The 21088-nt window shown below is 27.8% G+C and carries 18 protein-coding genes; 1 reads left to right on the top strand and 17 read right to left on the bottom strand.

Annotation, left to right across the window (positions count from 1 at the left end):
* Positions 1 to 249: 249 nt before the first annotated feature.
* On the bottom strand, positions 250 to 1404 hold the full coding sequence (locus SOR60_RS07075; protein WP_320595579.1) for an iron-containing alcohol dehydrogenase: 1155 nt from the start codon (positions 1402 to 1404) through the stop codon (positions 250 to 252).
* A 683-nt stretch (positions 1405 to 2087) separates the two neighbouring features.
* Between SOR60_RS07075 and carB the strand changes: the two genes are divergently transcribed.
* Positions 2088 to 5297: a carbamoyl-phosphate synthase large subunit gene (gene carB / locus SOR60_RS07080; RefSeq protein ID WP_320595580.1), complete on the top strand. Its 3210-nt coding sequence runs from the start codon at positions 2088 to 2090 to the stop codon at positions 5295 to 5297.
* 467 nt (positions 5298 to 5764) lie between these two features.
* Here carB and SOR60_RS07085 read toward each other — a convergent pair whose 3' ends face one another.
* From SOR60_RS07085 to SOR60_RS07160, 16 genes are all read right to left on the bottom strand, one after another.
* Positions 5765 to 6178, bottom strand: a complete 414-nt coding sequence (locus tag SOR60_RS07085) for an SH3 domain-containing protein (protein WP_320595581.1) — start codon at positions 6176 to 6178, stop codon at positions 5765 to 5767.
* Positions 6175 to 6954: a tyrosine-protein phosphatase gene (locus SOR60_RS07090; RefSeq protein ID WP_320595582.1), complete on the bottom strand. Its 780-nt coding sequence runs from the start codon at positions 6952 to 6954 to the stop codon at positions 6175 to 6177. Before SOR60_RS07090 ends, SOR60_RS07085 begins: the two co-directional genes overlap by 4 nt.
* Position 6955: 1 nt before the next feature.
* A complete protein-coding gene (locus tag SOR60_RS07095; protein WP_154540070.1) occupies positions 6956 to 7609 on the bottom strand; it encodes a CpsD/CapB family tyrosine-protein kinase in 654 nt (217 codons plus the stop codon).
* Positions 7610 to 7618: 9 nt separating this feature from the next.
* Positions 7619 to 8317 (bottom strand): YveK family protein, encoded by a 699-nt coding sequence (locus tag SOR60_RS07100; protein WP_320595583.1) that lies wholly within the window; start codon positions 8315 to 8317, stop codon positions 7619 to 7621.
* 154 nt (positions 8318 to 8471) lie between these two features.
* Positions 8472 to 9497 (bottom strand): ATP-grasp fold amidoligase family protein, encoded by a 1026-nt coding sequence (locus tag SOR60_RS07105; RefSeq protein WP_320595584.1) that lies wholly within the window; start codon positions 9495 to 9497, stop codon positions 8472 to 8474.
* Between the two features lie 13 nt (positions 9498 to 9510).
* Entirely contained in the window at positions 9511 to 11034 is a 1524-nt protein-coding gene (locus SOR60_RS07110) for a lipopolysaccharide biosynthesis protein (RefSeq protein ID WP_320595585.1), read from the bottom strand.
* Entirely contained in the window at positions 11024 to 12217 is a 1194-nt protein-coding gene (locus tag SOR60_RS07115; RefSeq protein ID WP_320595586.1) for an O-antigen ligase family protein, read from the bottom strand. Before SOR60_RS07115 ends, SOR60_RS07110 begins: the two co-directional genes overlap by 11 nt.
* 51 nt (positions 12218 to 12268) lie before the next feature.
* Positions 12269 to 13336 (bottom strand): glycosyltransferase, encoded by a 1068-nt coding sequence (locus SOR60_RS07120; protein ID WP_320595587.1) that lies wholly within the window; start codon positions 13334 to 13336, stop codon positions 12269 to 12271.
* 11 nt (positions 13337 to 13347) lie between these two features.
* Positions 13348 to 14502 (bottom strand): CapA family protein, encoded by a 1155-nt coding sequence (locus SOR60_RS07125; RefSeq protein WP_320595588.1) that lies wholly within the window; start codon positions 14500 to 14502, stop codon positions 13348 to 13350.
* A gap of 22 nt (positions 14503 to 14524) precedes the next feature.
* Positions 14525 to 15556, bottom strand: coding sequence for a sugar-transfer associated ATP-grasp domain-containing protein (locus tag SOR60_RS07130; RefSeq protein WP_320595589.1), 1032 nt, complete (start codon positions 15554 to 15556; stop codon positions 14525 to 14527).
* A gap of 12 nt (positions 15557 to 15568) precedes the next feature.
* A complete protein-coding gene (locus SOR60_RS07135) occupies positions 15569 to 16558 on the bottom strand; it encodes an ornithine cyclodeaminase family protein (protein WP_320595590.1) in 990 nt (329 codons plus the stop codon).
* Positions 16559 to 16573: 15 nt separating this feature from the next.
* On the bottom strand, positions 16574 to 17851 hold the full coding sequence (locus tag SOR60_RS07140; protein ID WP_320595591.1) for an ATP-grasp domain-containing protein: 1278 nt from the start codon (positions 17849 to 17851) through the stop codon (positions 16574 to 16576).
* Between the two features lie 19 nt (positions 17852 to 17870).
* Entirely contained in the window at positions 17871 to 18464 is a 594-nt protein-coding gene (locus SOR60_RS07145) for a sugar transferase (RefSeq protein ID WP_320595592.1), read from the bottom strand.
* Positions 18454 to 19671, bottom strand: coding sequence for an ATP-grasp domain-containing protein (locus SOR60_RS07150; protein ID WP_320595593.1), 1218 nt, complete (start codon positions 19669 to 19671; stop codon positions 18454 to 18456). The genes SOR60_RS07145 and SOR60_RS07150 overlap by 11 nt, the downstream gene beginning before the upstream one ends.
* Before the next feature lie 9 nt (positions 19672 to 19680).
* Positions 19681 to 20889 (bottom strand): DegT/DnrJ/EryC1/StrS family aminotransferase, encoded by a 1209-nt coding sequence (locus tag SOR60_RS07155; RefSeq protein ID WP_320595594.1) that lies wholly within the window; start codon positions 20887 to 20889, stop codon positions 19681 to 19683.
* Positions 20890 to 20899: 10 nt separating this feature from the next.
* On the bottom strand, positions 20900 to 21088 hold a 189-nt coding region (locus SOR60_RS07160; protein WP_320595595.1), incomplete at its 5' end, for a hypothetical protein.

Genomic DNA, 21088 nt, shown 5'->3' on the forward strand with positions numbered 1-21088 from the left:
TAATTTTCTATGTTTTTTTAATTTATAGAATAAATATACCCATATAAATTAAAAATTCTAGATATCTTTAGTTTATTCTTTAGTTTTTATATTATAAACGTAAATTTCTCGCTTAATTTTCAAAAAAACAATAAAATTTAATATAACAATAATTTTTGTATTGACTCCTTACACAAAAAACCGGGTGGCGCCCGGTTTTTATATCGATTTTATTAGGTTTTATATTAGTATATTAAGTATTTTTTGGATTTAGAAGTCTATTTCTTTTCCGTAGTATGAAGCTTCGTAAATCTTCTTAATATCTTCTGCTGAAGTTTCTCTAGGATTTGTTAGGGTACATGCATCTTTAAAGGCATTTTCACTCATTTTATCAAGTACTTCTAAAAATTCATTTTCCTTTATTATAGTATTTTTGCCATCTTTTATATTTGCTGAGATTCCAACAGCCTTGTTTAATTTTCTAATTTCTTCTGCAAGATCATCTATACCAAGAATTTTCTCAATCACATCATATCTATCTGTAGATTTTCTATTGTAATCAATGATGTATGGAAGCATTATTGCATTAGCTTCACCATGTGTTAAGTGGAAGATTCCACCAATTTTATGAGCCATAGAGTGAACTATACCAAGGGATGCATTAGAAAATGCCATACCAGCTATAGTTGATGCATCATGCATCTTCTCCCTTGCATCAAGATCTTCTCCATTGTCATAAGCTTTTTTAAGATTTTCAAAAACAAGTTCAATTGCCCTTATAGCTAGTGGTGATGAATAGTCATCTGCACTTGTAGATACGAAAGCCTCAACTGCATGAGTCATAACATCCATACCTGTTTGAGCTGTAATCTTTGGAGGCATTTTACTTGCTATAATTGGATCACAAATTGCTACATCTGGTACAAAGTCTGGATGTACTAATGGGTATTTGATTTCATTTTCTGTATCAGTAATAACTGAAAAAGCTGTAATCTCTGAAGCTGTCCCTGATGTTGATGGGATGCAAGCCATTCTTGCCTTAGTTCTAAGTGGTGGGTTGTCAAAGTTTGCAAGCTTTTCGAAACTATATCCAGGATGTTCATAGAAAATCCACATAGCTTTAGCAGCATCCATAGCAGAGCCCCCACCTATAGGAATTATCCAATCAGGGCCAAACTCTTCCATCTTCTTTCCACCTTCAAGACAAGTTTTAACTGATGGATCTGGTTCCACTCCATCAATAATTAAAACTTCAAATCCACCTTCTTCAAGATAAGCCTTTGCCTTATCTAAAAATCCGAATCTTTTCATTGAAGATCCACCTGTAACAAGAACTGCCTTCTTTCCTTCTAAGTTTTTGAGGTATTTTAGACAACCTACTCCATGAACAATAGTTCTAGGTACTTGAAATGTACTATAAGTCATATACTCCTCCATATGTATTTTATTTGTTAATATTTTATCACTACAGTTATTATATATCTTTGTATATTTTTGTCAACATTATTTTTATCTTACATTATTTTAATGTTAATTTGATAACATTGTTAAAAGTTAACTTTTCTTAGCTATATGATATATTTTTTAAGATAATTAAATTATATAAAATAGATAATAAATATTAAAAATATATAAGCCAATAATAAATTTTCAGATTATTATATTGAAAATATTTTGCAGGTTTTAATTCTAAAAATATCTTTACTAAATTATACAAAATCTAAGGGTATACAATTTTAAAGTTTTTACCTCTCTCAATTAAAGCTTTATTAAAATATAAACAAAGTTTTATTTGTTTATTTTTGATAAACTTGTTAAAGATATTAGATTAAAGTGATATTTTACATATCATATTCGAAATATTGTATTTCTAAATAAATTTAAATTTTTTCTTGATTTATCTTTTAAAAAGTGTTTTAATTATTAAGAAAATAAATTAAAAGTTTGAAAAGGAAAGTTTTGCCCATATTTGCTAGGCTTTCTTACAAATTTTTTTTGCCTATTTTTAATAGTATGTAAATTTTTTTACTTACTTCTAGTTAATCGCAAAATTTTTTTGCCCAATTTTAAGGAAAAATTGTATTTCTCGAAAATAAGAAGGAGTTAATATGTCCAAAGAAATTTCAGTAAAAAAGACCCTAGTTATAGGTTCAGGTCCAATTATCATAGGACAAGCAGCCGAGTTTGATTACTCAGGAACCCAAGCCTGTGAGACTTTGAAAGCATGTGGAGTTGAAACTGTTCTCATAAACTCAAATCCTGCTACTATAATGACTGACCCAAATGTTGCTGACAAAACCTATATAGAACCTATCACCCTTAGAAGTGTAGAAAAGATTATAGAAATTGAAAGACCTGATTCAATTATAGCCACAATGGGAGGACAAACTTCTCTCAATATGACACTTAAGCTTAATGAAAATGGAATCCTTGACAAGTATGGGATTAAGGTTATTGGAACTGATATTAAAGCTATAGAAAAAGGGGAAGATAGGGACCTATTCAGACAAACTATGTCAGAAATTGGTCAACCTCTTATCGCATCTGAGATTTGTCATAAGCTTGATGAAGGTGTAAAATTAGCCAAAAAAATCGGCTATCCTGTAGTTATAAGACCAGCCTATACCCTAGGTGGAACTGGTGGTGGATTTGCAAATAACGAAGAAGAATTAAGGGAAGTCCTATCCCTTGGCCTTTCCCTTTCCCCTATTACAGAATGCTTAATAGAAAAATCCATTAAAGGTTGGCTTGAGATAGAGTTTGAAGTTTTAAGAGACAATATAGGTCAAAAAATTGTAGTTTGTGATATGGAAAATGTTGATCCTGTTGGAGTACATACAGGAGATTCTATAGTAGTTGCTCCTTGTCAAAGTCTTAAAAGAGAAATCGTAGATAAACTTAAAAGGGCATCTTTAGATATAGTAGAGGCAATTTGTGTAAAAGGTGCATGCAATGTACAACTTGCCTACAACAAGGAAAATGATGAATATGCAGTAATCGAAATAAATCCAAGAGTTTCTCGCTCATCTGCCCTTGCCAGTAAGGCTGTAGGATATCCTATAGCAAGGGTTGCTACAAAGATTGCCCTTGGTCTTAACTTTTCTGATATCTTAAATGAAACTACTGGAAAGCCACTTGGAAATTATGAACCAAAATGTGACTATGTAGTAGTTAAAATTCCAAAATGGCCATTTGATAAGTTCAAAAATGCAAAGAGAAAACTCGGTACAAAGATGATGGCAACTGGTGAAGTTATGGCAATTGGACACAACTTCAAGGAAGCCCTTCTTAAGGGAATTAGAAGTCTTGAAATAGGAAAAACCTCTCTTGAATCGGAGTTTTCAAAAGAAAAATCAGATCAAGAGCTTATATCAAGGATGCAAAATCCTGATGATGAAAGACTCTTTGACCTTGCAGAGTTTATCCGACGTGGTCACAGTATAGAAGAAGTACATGATATAACAAGAATTGAAAACTACTTTCTTAAACTTATAAAAGAAATCATCGATGATGAAGAAAAACTTAGAAAACTATGCCTAGAAGACCTTGATAGTAAATATTTAAGAAAATTAAAGGAAGATGGTTTTTCTGATAAAACAATAGCAAGGCTTATAGGCTGCCACAGTCACGATATAGCAAAAATAAAAAAAGAAAATAAAATCTATCCAAAATACAGGAAACTTGATGTATCAGCCTTTAGGAAAAATGGCCAATACATATACTCATCATATGTAGGTAAAGATGAGTCTGAAATATCTGATAAGAGAAAAGTAATAGTAATAGGATCAGGTCCTATAAGGATTGGACAAGGTATAGAGTTTGACTATTGTTCAGTTCATGCTATAAAAACTTTAATCAAAATGGGAATTGAAACAATAACTATTAACAATAATCCAGAGACAGTATCTACAGACTTTGATACATCAGACAAACTTTACTTTGAGCCGCTTGCAGATGAAGATGTTATTAGTATCATAAAAAAAGAAAATCCAGAAGGAGTTATCCTCGCCTTTGGTGGACAAACTGCCATAAAACTTGCTAAAAACTTAGACAGACATCACATCAACATTATAGGGACAGGCTTTGATATTATAGACAGGGCAGAAGATAGGAAAAAATTTGAAAAACTTCTTGAAAAACTTGATATCAATAGGCCAAAGGGAGCAGGAGTTACAAGCGTTGAAGAAGGTCTTAATGTTGCAGAAAGACTAGGCTATCCAGTCCTAATAAGACCATCATATGTTCTTGGTGGACAAGGAATGGAAATAAGCTATGAAAAAAATAGACTAGAACAATACCTAAAAGAAGCATTCAAGAGAGATAAGGAAAATACAGTACTTATAGACAAATACCTCATAGGTCGTGAAATAGAAGTAGATGCTATATCAGATGGTGAAGATTTTCTTATTCCAGGAATAATGGAGCACTTAGAAAGGGCGGGGGTACATTCTGGAGACTCAACCTCAATCTATCCATCAATCAATATCTCTGATAAAATAAAAGAAAAAATCTACGACTATACTAAAAAAATTGCCAGAGAGCTTAATGTTAAGGGAATGATAAATATACAATTTATAGAATACAAAGACGATCTTTATATTATTGAAGTAAATCCACGAGCATCTAGAACTGTTCCCTACATATCAAAGGTATCTACAGTACCAATAGTTGATATAGCAACAAGAATAATGCTTGGTGATAAACTAAAAGACCTAGGATATGGTACAGGAATCTACAAAGAAAGCAAGATGACCTGTGTAAAGGTCCCAGTATTTTCCCTAGACAAGCTCAATCGTGTAGAAATTTCTCTAGGACCTGAAATGAAATCAACAGGGGAAGTTCTAGGTATAGGAAAAGACATAGATGAAGCCCTTTTTAAGGGTTATGAAGCAAGTGGTGAACCTATAAGCAAGAATCATAAAAAAGTTCTAGCTTCAATCAAAAACTCTGACAAAGAAGAATTTCTTGAAATCGCAAAAATAATGAAAGAATTGGGTTATTCATTTATATCTACAGAAAATACTGCTAAATTCTTAAATAAAAATGGTATAGAAACTAAAACTGTAGCAAAAATAGACCAAGATAAAAAAGATATACTAGACCTTATCAAAGAAGGAAAACTTGATATAATAATAAATACCCCGACCAAGGGTGGAGATAGCCAAAGAGATGGTTTCAAAATAAGAAGAGCTGCCATAGAACATGGTATAGAAACTATAACAAGTCTTGATACAATAAAAGCAAGGTTAAGAGTAGAGGCAAAAGACTTTGACCAAAAAGACATAGGCGTATATGAAATATCAGAATTAGGCAAATAAGACCACATAAAAAACCCGTATTAAACCGGGTTTTTTATTTACTTATAGATATTACTATTAATTACAAGACAATATTTTAAAAAAGTAAGCAAAAATGATTTCTAATAAGAGCACTGAGTTTAATAACAGATATCTTTAGATATTTAAAAAAATCCAAATCTTTAACTGATTGATAGCTGAATAAGCTAATAATAGTGCATAAAGTATCAAGTCTAAGTTAGATATAGTTTTATAGAAAATTCCTATATAAGAGAAATTGTCAAAATAAGGACTATGTAGAAGATGATTTGATAGTCGATATTCTCTTTAGCTATGAAAATCTAAAACAATCCCTCTCATAAAAAACATATATTAAATTTTATAAAAAAACAATATCTTGGTATAAATCAGAATATATATAAGCTATAATATATAGATAAATTTATAAAATTAAGCTACAATATATTCATATTTTACCAGGGCAAAAACTATCTATTTACAAAATCACTTTTTACAAAGCCTTCCCTACCCTTATAGGAAATCTTAAGCCAAGCTTCACCATTGGCTTGAACTTCTTCTAGAATATTTACTTCTGCATTATTTGGTAAAGAAGTTATAAAATTATCCTCTTTTGTTGTAGGAGACTCTCTTAAGTTTACCTCTGCATTAGTCCTAGCCACAGTGCTTTCATCAGCCTTATCCTGATTTTCTGCTACTTTATTAGAATTTTCTTTTACATCTTCTTTAGCTTCATTATCTTTTTTATCTTCTTTACTTAAATTAACATTATCAAAAACCGAATCGATTTTTACATCTCTTTTTTCATAAGACTCTTCCTTTTTACTACAAGAAGCAAGAATTATAATTAGAAAAAGAGATAGGATTACTTTTTTTAAATTCATTTCTTTCTCCAAAAACTAAAAATAGATCTCTTTTTTGGCTTGTCTTCCGCCTTTATAATATAGTCATAAGAGCTTGAAAGAAATTCATCTTCTAAAACCTTCTTAGGATTCATAGTTGATAAAACCTCTAACTTTTCATCACCTATTATATCGGCTATTTCTTTTTTATAATCACCAATATTTGGAGACCTCCACACTGCTTGGTGGCTGTCTGTAGCCAAAATATGAACCATATTTCTCATCAACAACTCTGTCAAAGTATCCCTATGTGACCTTATAGAAGAATAATTAGCCTGAATCAAGGCACCCATCTTTATAAATTCTAAAAGATAGTCTATGTTTTTTTCTACATAAGGATACCTTTCTGCATGAGCTATAATTGGAATAAGACCCTCAAGCTCTATATTGTAGATTAAATCTTTTAAAAAAGTAGGCTTATTTAAAAACGAAAGCTCTAAAAGAATATATCTAGAATCATTTAACTTTAAAAGCTTACCTTCTTTTATCTTTTTTAAAGAATCTGGCTGAATTTGAATTTCATGTCCCTTATAAATTTTAAAATCAAGACCTCTTTTTTTTACCTCTTCATTTAAAACTTTAACCTTATCATTTATTTCACTTGCCTTTACCATGTACCTTCCTGGATCGTAGTGGCTTGTGGCAATAATATCGGTAAAGCCATTTTCCATAAAAATATCGACCATCTTAAGGCTTTCATCAAGACTTTTTGACCCATCGTCAACACCATAGACTATATGGTTGTGTATATCAATCATTTTAATAATATCCCTTATAAGATGATTCCTTTACATCAGCAAAAGTCAAAACCGCCCCAATTATTTTAGCGTTTACTTTTTTAAGATTATCCAAGGCATGATTAACTTCATCAATTTTAGTATCATTAGACTTAATAGCAAAGATTACCCCATCACACAAGGTAGATACAATAGATGCATCAGTAAAAAGTCCGACAGGTGGTGTATCTATAAAAACATAATCAAATTGCCCATTTAATAATCTAACAAGCTCTTTAACATGATCTGATGCTAAAATTTCTGTAGGATTTGGTGGAACAGGACCAGACAATAAAACAAATAAATTATCTTCATATTGATCCTTAATAAGCGCCTTATCTAAACTGACTTTTCCTGTTATAACATTAGTTACACCCATGTTGGTCTCTATACCAGAAACCTTACCAACCTTAGGAGCTCTAAGGTCAAAATCAAGAAGGGCAACCTTGTCCCCATTTTGGGCAAAGGACTTGGCTAAATCATAAATTACAGTAGTCTTACCCTCACTAGGCTTGGAAGAAGTTATAGCAAAAATCCTATTTTTATTATCTATATCTGAAAATTGTATATTAGTTCTAACAGAACGAATAGCCTCATTGTAGACTGAGGAAGTGTAGTAATTATTCTTATCACTCATATAAAACTCCTATTTTTCCTTACTCTTATCAGGTATCATACCCAAAACTGGTATATCAAACTTTTCTCTAATATCATCTGTAGTTTTGATACTTGTATCTGATAATTCTTTAAAAATTGCTATTGTAAGACCTATAAGAAAACCTAAAACAAGTCCTATGGCAGTATTTCTCATAATGTTGGGTGATGATGGTTCCTTAGGTAAGGTAGCCTTGTCAAGGATTTGAACATTATCAACCTTCATAATCTCAGTTATGGACTCTTTAAAAATTTTAGATGTCTCATTGGCAATATCTGCAGCCCTTTCAGGAATAGTATCAATAACCTTTACTGATATAATTTGGGTATCATTAACTGGCTCAATAGACACCTTCTTAGCAAAATCAGGATAATCCATATCAAGATTTAAGTTCTTAATAACATTTTCTGCAACTCCTCTAGACTTTACAATCTCAGAATAAGTGGAAACCAAAGCTCTATTTGCTTGAATCTGACTATAATCTACATTGTTTTGTTGAGGATTTTCTTGGTTGTTTTTATTAGTGTTTCCTACTATCATTGTTGTGTTTGAAGTGTACTTTGGTGTAAGTACGAACTTTGAACCAGCATAAACAAGTGTAGCTACTAATATAGCAAATGCTACAATAGCAAAAATATATTTTTTAAGCTTTTTTGCTAGTTCTAATAAATCAATTTCTTCTGTATTCATTATTGTTATCCTCCTTATACAAGAATTTATCGCTCATTTCATTTTCTAGTGTTATTATATAGTTATTTATTAATAAAAGATATCTTTAATTTGAATTAAGACTTAGATTTAATTAAAATTTTAGTTAATACAAAAGATATTTTCTATAAATGTCCTATTTATATTGTAACTTTTTAATAATATTTTCTATTTGATTATTACTTAGATTAGTTTCATTTGGCAACCTTATTAAATCACCAACATACTTCTGTGATTCTTTTTCATTCCAATTATCTACACCATTTGCAGGAGTAAATGTTAACTCGCCAAAATATATTTTTTCATCAATTTCATATAAATCCACTCTAACATATATAAAATCTTGTGATAATTTAGATGCTATATTCAGCATTTCGTTTAATTTTTTTGGTGGTTTAGGAATAATTTTATGATTTTTATATTTTTCCGAATCCATTGTTATTTTTAATACATTCCAATTAATATCAAACCATGATTCTGAGCAGAATTTTCCTTTTCTATCAGAAATGTATTCTATTATTAAAGGTCTACCATTAAAAGAGTGGATTTTATAATCTATTACACTAGGGCCATTCATATTTAGTAATTTTTCACAAATTATTTTTCTATCAATATCTAGATATTGTATCTCCATACCTGCATATCCATATATTAAATTTTGCCATTTATCCATCGATTTTTTTAATTCATTATAATTTATTTCATTTTTATTTTTAATTATTTTATATCTTCCAGAACCAGTTGTTGATTTGAAAATCATTTTATTAGGTAAATTTGAAAAATTAATATCTTCAAATTTATCCCAAACTCCATATAACGGAACTAAGTAATCACTACCTATTTTTTTTCCTATATAATCCCTAACACTAAGTTTATCTGCACACTTTGTTTTTAACTCTGTATTATTGTTTAATTTAAGCCACTGAATTTTTTCATTAAATGTTGTTGGATTTACTAATGGATCCTTATTTGTTTCAGTAATATATTTATACCAATCTCTCAATTCGCCTTTATAATCATCACTATTTAACTTAGAGTAATATCTATTATATATATACTCATATGAATCAAATTCACCTATACCCCTTTTAAATAATTGTTGTCTAATTGCACCTATTATCCCTAATCTTTTTAAATAGTATTTTATTTTAAAAATAAACATTGAATCTCCTTTTTTATTTATTATTAAATTTAAAAATATTAGTAATAATATTTCGTATTGAAGTTACAATTACGAGCATTTTTTTTCTATATATAACCGAATAAATCAAAACTGTTAAAATTGTAGTAAATGCAAAAATAATTATAGCATTTATAATCCAATTAATATATGTATTATAAGGCATAATCACTAAATAATCTCCACTTAATCTAACCAAAAAAATTATTATTAATACTAATAGTATTTTCTTTATACTATTAATCACACTTACTTTCAAAATATTATAGGATGAATAGTAAATAAATTCTAACGTTCTAATTAACATTGCTATAATTGTTCCAATAGCAACTCCAGATATTCCTAATCTTCTTACCAAAAATATTGAAAATATAATATTAGTTAAACATTCTACCCATGCCCCTATTCTAGTTTGCTTAAAGTGTCCAGCTGCATAAACTAATGTTAAATATGGCAATCTAATAGCCCATATACACTCACTTAAAACAATCAATATCCCAAAAACAGGTCTTATATAATTAGCATCATTTATATTTAAAGTATATATCTTTATAAACGGTATTATTAATACTATCGAACAAGAAAACAAAATAGTACATATCATGAAATATACAATTTCATACAAATCAAATTTGTTTCTTAAATTTTCAATCTCATTTCTAGAAAGCATATCTCCAAATGCCGCATCTAACCCTGATGAAAAAGATGAAATTAAAGCTTTAATTCCTTTAACTATTAACATATATACGGAATATACAGATACTTCTGATAAGGTACTAAATATTGTTAAAACTGTAATATCAGTATTAGTGTGTATAACATATGCTATATGTTGTGCTAATCCATCCCATTTATTTTTTAATATATAATTTTTATTAGCATTTTTAAATTTGATTTTATATTTTCTTTTAACATAATAACTTTGTGCAATAGGCCTTATAACAAATATAAAACTAATTATAAGTTTAAGCATATGGACACTTACATTAAATCTAGCAATTACTAATGTTATTAATATAGCTAAAAAATAAGTTCCAATTTGTATCATTGAAATAACATAAGTTTCTTGATTAGCTTGTAAAAATATAGTATAAATCATTCCAAAAAAATATTCTGAAAATATACTAATTGAAATTATTATTATTAATAATGATATTGACAAAGTGTCATAAGATGTATTGATAATTTTTGGATACACAATTGCCAAAATCAATATATACACTATAAATATCAATGCTATTAGTCTGAAAAATTTTCCAGTAGCGTATAGTATATCAATTATTTCACTTTTATCCTTTTTAGAAATTGGTTTATATAAAGTCGATTTTACAACAGGACCAACTCCCGACTCCAATAAACTAATATATGCTAAAAACTGAGTTATTGATGAAATCAAACCATTTATACTTGATCCATATTTTCCTATGATTATTTTGGGTAGTATAAATCCATATGCGAATATAAATAATTGTAAAACCAAGTTAGTTATTATGTTTAATGTTGCTTTCTTACCCCTCATATTTAGTCCTTTTTATATTTTTATTATTAAGCTCCAAAAGATAATTTAATGAGTAAATTATAGGAATAATTAAATATTCTTTTAAGTATATAGGCTCAGATAAAAAAATAAGAATACAAGATAGACAATAACCCATTAAAACATCTATAGCTACTGTACCTTTATATTTATAGATTTTAATTGGATATAATATCAGCTTTAATAATAAAATTAAACCAATAATACCTCTTTGTAAAAGTATGTCTAGAAAATAATTATGTGCTCCATAAAAATTTCCTGTAATTTTAACTAATTCACTATCTTCTAGTGCACCATATCCAAATATTATCTTTTTGAAGACATTATTAATTGTATTTAACCACAATTGTGTTCTTCCACTTAAGTTTGAGTTTTTTCCAAAAATAGCTGCTATATGTCCAAAAATATCCGCATTTAGTATAATCATTGCTTCCACTAGTAAAATAAATATTAATATCAGAGTATACATTGACTTTATGCTTATTTCTTTTTTGTAAAGTACTAATATAGTCCATATTATAATAAATGTACTTGATATCAATGCAGTGAGAGTAAAATATATATTAAATGCCTGATAAAAAATTCCAAATAGGAATATAAATGTATGAATTGATATTTTTTTATTATTGTATTTTAAATCTAAAATTGAAGAACAACACATACCTGGTATTATATATTTAATTGTAGAATTTACATTACCATATAAGAAATTTGGAAAATTTGAATCGTAAGTTATACTTGGTATACCATAAGGATATTTTATCAATAAAAAAATATTTATTATAAAAAAAACTAAAGAAACATCTCTAACTATTCTTATAAAAGCTATTTTTTTATTTTTATCTAGTAATATAATACTTATACTATAACAAACTAGTATTATTACAATTGCATGTTTTGTTGCTTCTATAATATCACCACCATTAATAAACGTAGATAATATTAATATAGCATTATAAGCAATAATAATATTTAGACTTTTACTTTTAACTATAGGATTAAATACAGCATTACCTATTATTAATGCATATGAAATAATTTTAAATGCTGAAATAATGTAACTACTATTTAAATCTATAACTGTTGGTGGTAACAAATAGAATATAAACATAAAAAAATATAAAACACAATAAAATAATTTCTTTTTATTTATAATTAATCTCATATACATCCTCTACTACTTTAATAATCAGTCTACTAATATTCTCAAATTTATTTATTTTCTACCATTTTTGATATTAGATAAAAAATTATGAATATTGTACAACATATAATACATTATTAAATTCTCACTTCTTATATAACGCAACAATAACTTTAGTCGAAGAGGTAGATATTCTCCCTCAACATTATTTATAGCTATTTTATAATTATCTTGTTTTAATACTTCTTTAAATTGATTTAGTTTGATTTTTAAACTATTTTTATTTTTTTTATTAAAAAAATTATGATCTACATTCCACATTAATACTTGAATACATCTTAAATTAAAAGCTTTATTGTAATCATCATTTTTTTTATTTTCTATGATATGGCGTTTATATTCAAATAATAAATCATTAAATTTCTGAACACTATCTTTTATATATCTTTTTCCTGAACTAATAGAATTATTAGATAATCTATAGTTATATATACATTTATCTAAATAGTAAATCGAGGAAACATTTTCAGAGGCTTGTAACCAAAATACAGTATCTTGTGCTTTTATTAAACCTGGCTTAAATCTTATGTTGTTATTTTGTAGTATATCCCTTTTAATTACTTTGCACCAGGTAGTTCCAGAAGATACAATAGTATTCTTATCTCCTCCATTATAGTATTGTGAAATCATCCTCTTTTGTATTAGTTCTTTACTTTTATTTATGAATTGATTATTTGTAAAAGGTACACTTCTACATGCAATTATTTTTTTTTCATCAAAAAAAGCATTATAATTAAACATAATCATTTCTGTATCTATGTTTTTTATTATTCTCATTATTTCTGATATAAAATTATTTTCTACAAAATCATCCCCATCTACAAAAGTTATCCATTCCCCTGATGAGTTCTTTATACCTGTATTACGAGCTACTGATACTCCTAAATTTTCTTGATGTATTACCTTAATATTTTCTTTATTCAAATAATGGTTACAAATTTTAGATGAATTATCTTTGCTACCATCATCCACTAATATCAGCTCATACTCACTACAATTTTGATTTAAGAGAGATTCTATACATTTTTCAAGATATTTTTCAACATTATATATAGCAACTATCACACTTAATTTAATCATTTATTCTCCACTTATATTTCATATTCTTTATGCATCTTAAAGTCATTAGTAATCTTGCCAGTAAATGTTTGGTATATTGTTCTACAATCATTTAATATCTGAATTTTACTAGAACTATCTGAATTATATAAATCATAGGTATCAACTACCTTTTCTTTTTCATTATCATTTATTATTTTTGCTATAGAAAAACACCAATTATATTTGTTTAATGAAACAATATCCATATGTAAGACAATAGAATACAATGGTAAATTATCATTAATTAAGTATATTGTGTCTGGTGAAATAAAATAATTACCTAAGCTATAAGCAACAAAAAAATCATTTATCTTTACATATTTTTGGACTATATGTGGATGCGTCCCTATTATTATTTTTATTCCATTATTCCTTAAATTATTAACTAGTTTAGTAGTATATATACCAGGCTCTACATTAAATTGTCCACCTGAATGCATTAAAAATACTATTATATCGCTTGATTTTTTTAATTTCATAATATCAATTATTAAATTTTCATCTAAGTCTTTTATTTCAGTGTTATCTACTCTGGGTTTATTATATTTTCTATTTAAGAGCTTCAATATTTTAACCCTATTTTCTGCAGATATAATATTATCTTTAAACTTTGAGTATAAATCCTTCCTACTATTATCTACCCAGTCTTGTTTTTCAAAGTAATTAACCATAAATTGATCATTTAAATCCAATTTATTTTTATTAATACTATAATTAGAACCATATGTATAAGACATAAATCCTATTTTTAATCCATCAAAATCAATTATTCTATATCTATCGTCAGTATCATTAATATTTGTACCAATATAATTTATATTATTATCTTTTAATACTTTAATAGTTCTAATAAGTCCTTCTTTTCCTCTGTCTAAACAATGATTATTAGCAGTTGTCACTAAATCAAATCCTGCTTTAGAAACTTCATTTATAAATGAATCTGGTGTATTATAAGAATAAATATCATTGGAATATTTAGCATTTTTGCCAGCAAATACCGTTTCTAGATTTCCTACCAAATAATCAGTTTTACCAAATATATTAGATTTTGATAGCATTCCTTGGAAATTATAACTATTTTTCACTTTAGATTTCCTTAATGTTGGTAACTCACACATTATATCTCCAGTAAAGCTTATTCTCATATTTGCTCCTATTAATTCATTATCATAGTTTATCTATTACTTCTTTATATTTATCCCATTTACCTATTTGGTCTGGCATCTGCGTAATGTCTGGATCTGCTGAGCAATTACCTTCAATTATTGATGCTTGTCCATTTTCTAAAATAGCAACATCCCACCCAACATATCTTACATTTTCTATCTCTAATGCTGCCTTATTTACAGTATCTATTACATTTGACCAATAAGGAATTTTATATCCTAATAATTTTTTATGACTTTTAGGATGTTCTACATACCTATTATTGCTTTTATCTATAGCTTCTGTCACTACTTCTCCTGTTTTTGGATCAACTTTCATTGCTAAACCATGTTGATGAAAATTATCAGTAGACCTATCGCCATTCCCCATCCTTAAGACGCAATCCATAATATAAATTTTTTCATTATTTCTTATAGTTACTACTCTTATTGTATTAACAGATGACGGATTAAATTCTTTTAAGCTCTTAAGCTGTATAATGGATTCCTCTAAGATATAATTTTCACCTTTAAGATTATCATAAAATCCACTACTATCTTCTATATCTTTTGAATAGTATTTACTTATACCATTTCCACCACTACCTACATTTTTTTTTAAAAAAAATGTCTTGTGTTTTTTTACAAAATTATTAAAGTCGTCAAAGTTAGATTTATCTACATCTAACCAATCTCTTCTAAGGTAATCCTTAAATTTATAGTTAAATTTTAGTTTGTCATCAAATAAGTCTATTTTAGTAGATCCATTACATTTATTTATAATTTTCAACCACTTCCTACCTACAATAAATTTTTCTCTATCTTTATAAGATCTTTTAAAAAAGTTATATTGAAAGTAATCATTTATACCAGAACCGAATACTAGAACAGATATCCAAAAATCAAAAAATATTTTTACACTAGTAATCTTGTTAGTTTCTCCAACAAACATATTTTTTAGAAGATTGTATTTATTAATGTGATTTTTTATGTATGCTATTTTTCCTGAATTATCAATATAACCAGTCAATCGTATTTTTTCATTATTTTCCAAAATATAACTCCATTAAATTTCTACATATTTTCCCAAATTTTCAGATATATCATATATGTATTTTGCTAGCATTATATCTTCGTAGGCCATTCCTACAGAATTGAAATATATAAATCTATCCTTATCAGTCCTACCTAATTTTTTACCTGATATAATTTCTGATAGATCTGCATATATATTTTCATCTTTCAAGATTCCAGCTTTATACATTTTACTTATCGTTTGAGAGCCTCTATGTTTAACAGCATTCCATTCATCACAAATTATCTTATCTGATTTTAGTGCTACATCAAACTCATCTTCATATCCACCAACATGAACATAGAAATTAGCCTTATCAATCCATTTTGCTTTTAACACGTCTTGTTGACCTGATATAGCTGTAATTATAATATCGCTACCTCTTATAGCTTTTTCAAAATTATCATCACATGTTACAAATTCTACATCTTTATATTTATCTTTAAATTCGTTAATGAAATTTAAACAAGATTTATGAGTTTTCGATGATACTTTACAAACTTTTATTGTAGGATGCGTTAATTTAAATAATTCAAAGTGCATTCTTGCTTCTTGTCCTGCGCCTATAAATCCAATTATCCTATTGTTTTTTTTGGCTAGATACTTAGATGCAAGAGCCGCCACTCCTGCAGTTCTATATTTAGTTAGCCATGAACTTGATATGATTGCGTATGGATTTCCTGTCTCTATTTCTGAAATAACAGTTATTCCATTTACTGTTTGCAAATTAATCTTCGAATTAGTAGGAAACACTGAAACCCATTTTACTCCACATACATTCTCTTCTAATAATGTAGAAGGCATACAATTTATTCTATTTTGTGTATCTTCATCAAAAATTTGAGATGACTTTTCAGGTAAAATAATCTTATCATTTTGTCTATATTCAAAAGATTTTTTTATAATTTCTAATCCATCCAACCATTTTCCATTCATTATAGTTTTTACTTCATCATCTGAAATGATTTTTACTTTTACCACATTAATGCCTTTCTTTTAATTTCTACAATATAATATATCTAACATATTGTTTCCTTTTTCATCTATTATTTTTAATGAAGTGTTAACAATATCAATATATTTTAATAACTCCTGTTTATCTTCAGCCACTAAGTGTATATAACCAAATACTTGGCTTGTTGTTCCAGTTTCCTCTATTATATCATCTATAATATGTGATTGAATAAAACCATACACAAATTTTTTACTCAATATTTCATTTAATCCAATTATATCTTTTATTATTCCTGAATTTACTTGTAAAGGTAAAATACAATATTTATGATTTTTCTTTTCTTCCAATTCTTTGGTAGTATTAAAATTATCATATAAATCTTTACCAGTGGCTAAATAGGTCATTAATATATGCATCTGATTAATACCAAAAAAATAATCAACTGGATAATATGTTAAAGAGCCGCCATATCTATATCCAATTTCATTTAATATAAAGTTATTCCCATCATAAAAAATTTCTATCCAAATTGGTCCATATTTTAAGCCTTCACCTTTTAGCATATTTATAATTTTGTTATTAACAGATTTTTTAAAATCATTTGTTAACTTAGAAGGCATAAATTGGATAGACATTACTGGAGCACTATCTTCATCTATTTTCTTAGATTCTTTATCTGTTAAACCACAGAATATAATCTCGCCATTTTGAGCTGTATAATGAGCTATAAGACTATCTTTATAGTTCATTTTTTTCTCAACTAGGACTTTTCCCCTTTTCGAAGATTTTTTAGCTTTATTATAAGCATAAGAAAATTCTTCGAATTTCTCACATATAGTAATTCCTGTTGACCCATTATTATCAACAGGTTTTGTAACAATTGGGAATTGTAGTTTTGAAATTTCTTTTGCATCGTTAGGATTGTTTATTTTATATACTGGAGTTACTTGTAGATCATATTTAATGCAAGTATCTTTAAATATATCTTTGTTAGTAGACATCTCCCATTGGGCCTTTGTACAGTAAGTATTAAGACCAGTTTTTAAAGCAACCTCTATTTGAATAGGTATGTTCACTTCACTTGCTCCAGGATAAATTCCATCTATTTTTCTATCTCTAATCAGTTTTACTATAGCATCAACATCTGTAGTATCCATAGAATATTCTTCATCGGCTATTTGCTTTACAACACATTCTTTCCTTGGTCTTCTATCAATAGCTATTACTTTTGCTCCATTAACCTTTGCATATTTTGCAGCTTCATAAAAATAAGTTGATGCACCTAAAAATAAAATTTTTTTTCCTTTTAAATAATTCATCAGTTAATCCTTTATAATCTTAATTAGTGTTTATATTTTTTTGTAATAAAACAGTTTTTATAGTTTGTATTACTATCTTGATATCCAATAAAAAGCTCAAATTATTTGCATAATATACATCTTTTATTAATTTCTCATCTTGTGAGATAGAATTTCTATAATATGCTTGACTATATCCGGTTATTCCTGGCCTTACACTTAGTCTTAATTTTTCATCACTATTCATTTGATCATATATTTTACTTGGATTATTTGGTCTAGGTCCTATCCAACTCATATCACCTTTTAAAATGTTAAAAACTTGTGGAAGCTCATCAATCGATGTCTTTCTAAGTATTCTTCCAATTTTAGTTACTCTTGTATCATTAATGCTGTTAAATGTGGAATTATCTTTATTTCTAATATCTGGTGCATTCATTTTCATTGATCTAAGCTTATACATTCCAAATATAGAACCATTAATACCACGTCTTTTAGCTATATAAAAAATATCTCCCTTATCTTCTAGATATATTAATATTCCAAATATAAAGCAACATATTAATACTATTGGTAAAGCGATCAAAGCCAAAATTATATCTAATATTCTCTTAATTATCTTTTTATATATCATGATTTTTTTTATTTTCCACCGCAATATTTATCTTATTTAAAGCTGTTTCACAAGAAATTATAGCTTCATCTAGACTTGGAGCTTGTGATATTGCAAAACATACTCTATCATTACTACTTCTTATTTCTCTAGATTCCTCACCTATCTTATGAGTGATTTCAATATCTTTTATAAAAGGAACTTCTTTAGCTTCTTGTAAACCTGTAATATTACTGATAGTTCCTAAGTCACATCTTTTATATCTTATAGCTGAATATAAATTAACTTTTTTCTTTATCTCTATTGGTTCAGCTAAGGCTAACTTAATGCATAGTTCGACCATGTCTACTCCTGTAGAATATGGCACCAAATGAGTAGTTATATTATCTCCACCTAGCCTAGCGCCAATTTCAACAATTTTAGGGCCATCTTTAGTTACTTTTATTTCTGTATGAGAAGGTCCATTGTTAATACCTATAGCTTTCGTAGCTTCTGTTGTTATCTCACATATTTTATCTATTATATTCTTATCAAGCGATGATGGTTGAGTATGTCCCATCTCGACAAAATATGGAGTTCCTGTTGTTATTTTATCAGTAATTTGAATTATAGTACATTTTCCCTTGTACGAAATTGATTCAACACTTACCTCTGGACCTTCCATATATTCTTCTACCATTATTAATCCTGAATTAGAGTTATCTCTACAATAATTAAAACTCATTTTAAGATTGTTTCTATCAAAATCTTCAATCAGTTTAATTCCTCTACTTCCAGAATTATCAGCAGGTTTTATTATACACTTATAGCCCTTAACTTTTATTTTTTTAATAGCTTCTAAGTAATCTTCGTAATTATCTACTGAAAAAAACATTGGTATAGGAACATTATGCTTGCTCAAAGCTTTTCTCATGCTTGATTTATTTGTTGCTTTTATAGCTGTTTTTAAATCTATACCATCTAAATCTAGTTCTTCACATACTTTAGCTACAGTGGTCATTGGTTTATCACTGGCTATAGTCATAATTCCATCTATTTTATTAATTTTAGCTTCTCTTAAGACTAATTTTGTTTCAGTAGTACTTATAACTATTTTTTTATCTGCATATTTAAAGCCTTCTGCATTGGGATTCATATCGACAGATATTACATATAGTCCCATTTCTTTTGCTTTTTTTATGGCGGGTATTTGTAAAATACTTGCACCTAAGATCATTATTTTTTTCATAATATATTCTTAAGCTTTCTTAAGCATTTTCAATATATCTATGTAATTTTCTATCACATAATCCACTTCTTTATCACTTAACTTTGTATGAAGTGGAAGAGTAACTTCATTTACAAAGTGATTATAAGCATTTGGATAATCTTTTATATCAAATCCTAAATTTTTATATGCAGTTAAAAGTGGTAATGGCTTATAATGAACATTACAAGCTATACCTCTTTTAGCCATTTCTTCTATAATTTTATTTCTTTCATCACCATTTATATTTGGTATTCTAGTTAGATATAGGTGTCCTGATGATTTATAACCGTTTGCAAAATGATCAAGAGTTTTAATTCCTAGTGGTCTAAATGCTTGATCATATTTTTTAATTATATCTTCTCTTCTTTTTAAGAGTTTTTCATATCTTTTGATTTGAGCTAGACCAATAGATGCTAAAACATCAGTCATATTACATTTAAACCAAGGCCCTATTACGTCATATTCCCATGAGCCTAATTTTGTTTTACTTAGAGCATCCTTTGATTGACCATGCAATGATAAAAGTTGATATTTTTTATAAAGTTCTTCATTATCAAGTCCATCCCTATCTTTCCAAGTAGCAAGTCCACCTTCTGCTGTTGTGAAATTTTTTACTGCATGGAATGAGAAGTTTGAAAAGTCTGCAATTGAACCAACTTTTTTCCCATTAATTTCTGCTCCAAAAGCATGGGCAGTGTCAGCCATTACAATTATTCTATTGAAATTTTCTTGTATTTTATTATTTGCTTTAAAGAGATCTCTCTTAGAATTTACTATATCAAATATTCTTTCGTAATCACAAGGTATACCTGCAAGATCTACTGGAATTATGACTTTTGTTTTTTCGTTTATTGCTTCTGCTAACTTAACATAGTCCATTTCTAGTGAATTTTCTTGTGTATCTATTAGTATAAGCTTTGCTCCAACATGATTTACTACTGATGCAGTAGCTGTATAAGTATAGGCAGATGTTATTACCTCATCTCCAACACCTATTCCCAAAACTCTTAATGTAAGTTCAGCAGCTGCAGTTTGAGAATTAAGGCAAACAGCCCTATTTGTTCCAGTAAATTTAAGAACTTCTTTTTCTAATTTTTTTGTCTTAGGACCAGTTGTTATCCAACCTGATTTTAAGGCATCTACTACTTCATTAATTTCTTCTTCTGTTATGTCTGGTGGCGAAAACGGTATATTCATCTTATTCTCCTTATATTTTTTTCCCTATAAAAGTGCTTATCAAAGTGTTTATAGTTTCAAATATATTTATATCATCTATGTTGTCTTGGTTTATAATATTATCAAGTTTTTCAAAGAAATCTTCCCTTGAAAACTCAAGTGGCTTTCCTATGGCTATTCCCTTATTTTCTGTTCCTTCAAGGCATTCTTCATCCATTAG

Source organism: Anaerococcus porci (assembly GCF_034090325.1).
Taxonomy (GTDB): Bacteria; Bacillota; Clostridia; order Tissierellales; family Peptoniphilaceae; genus Anaerococcus; species Anaerococcus porci.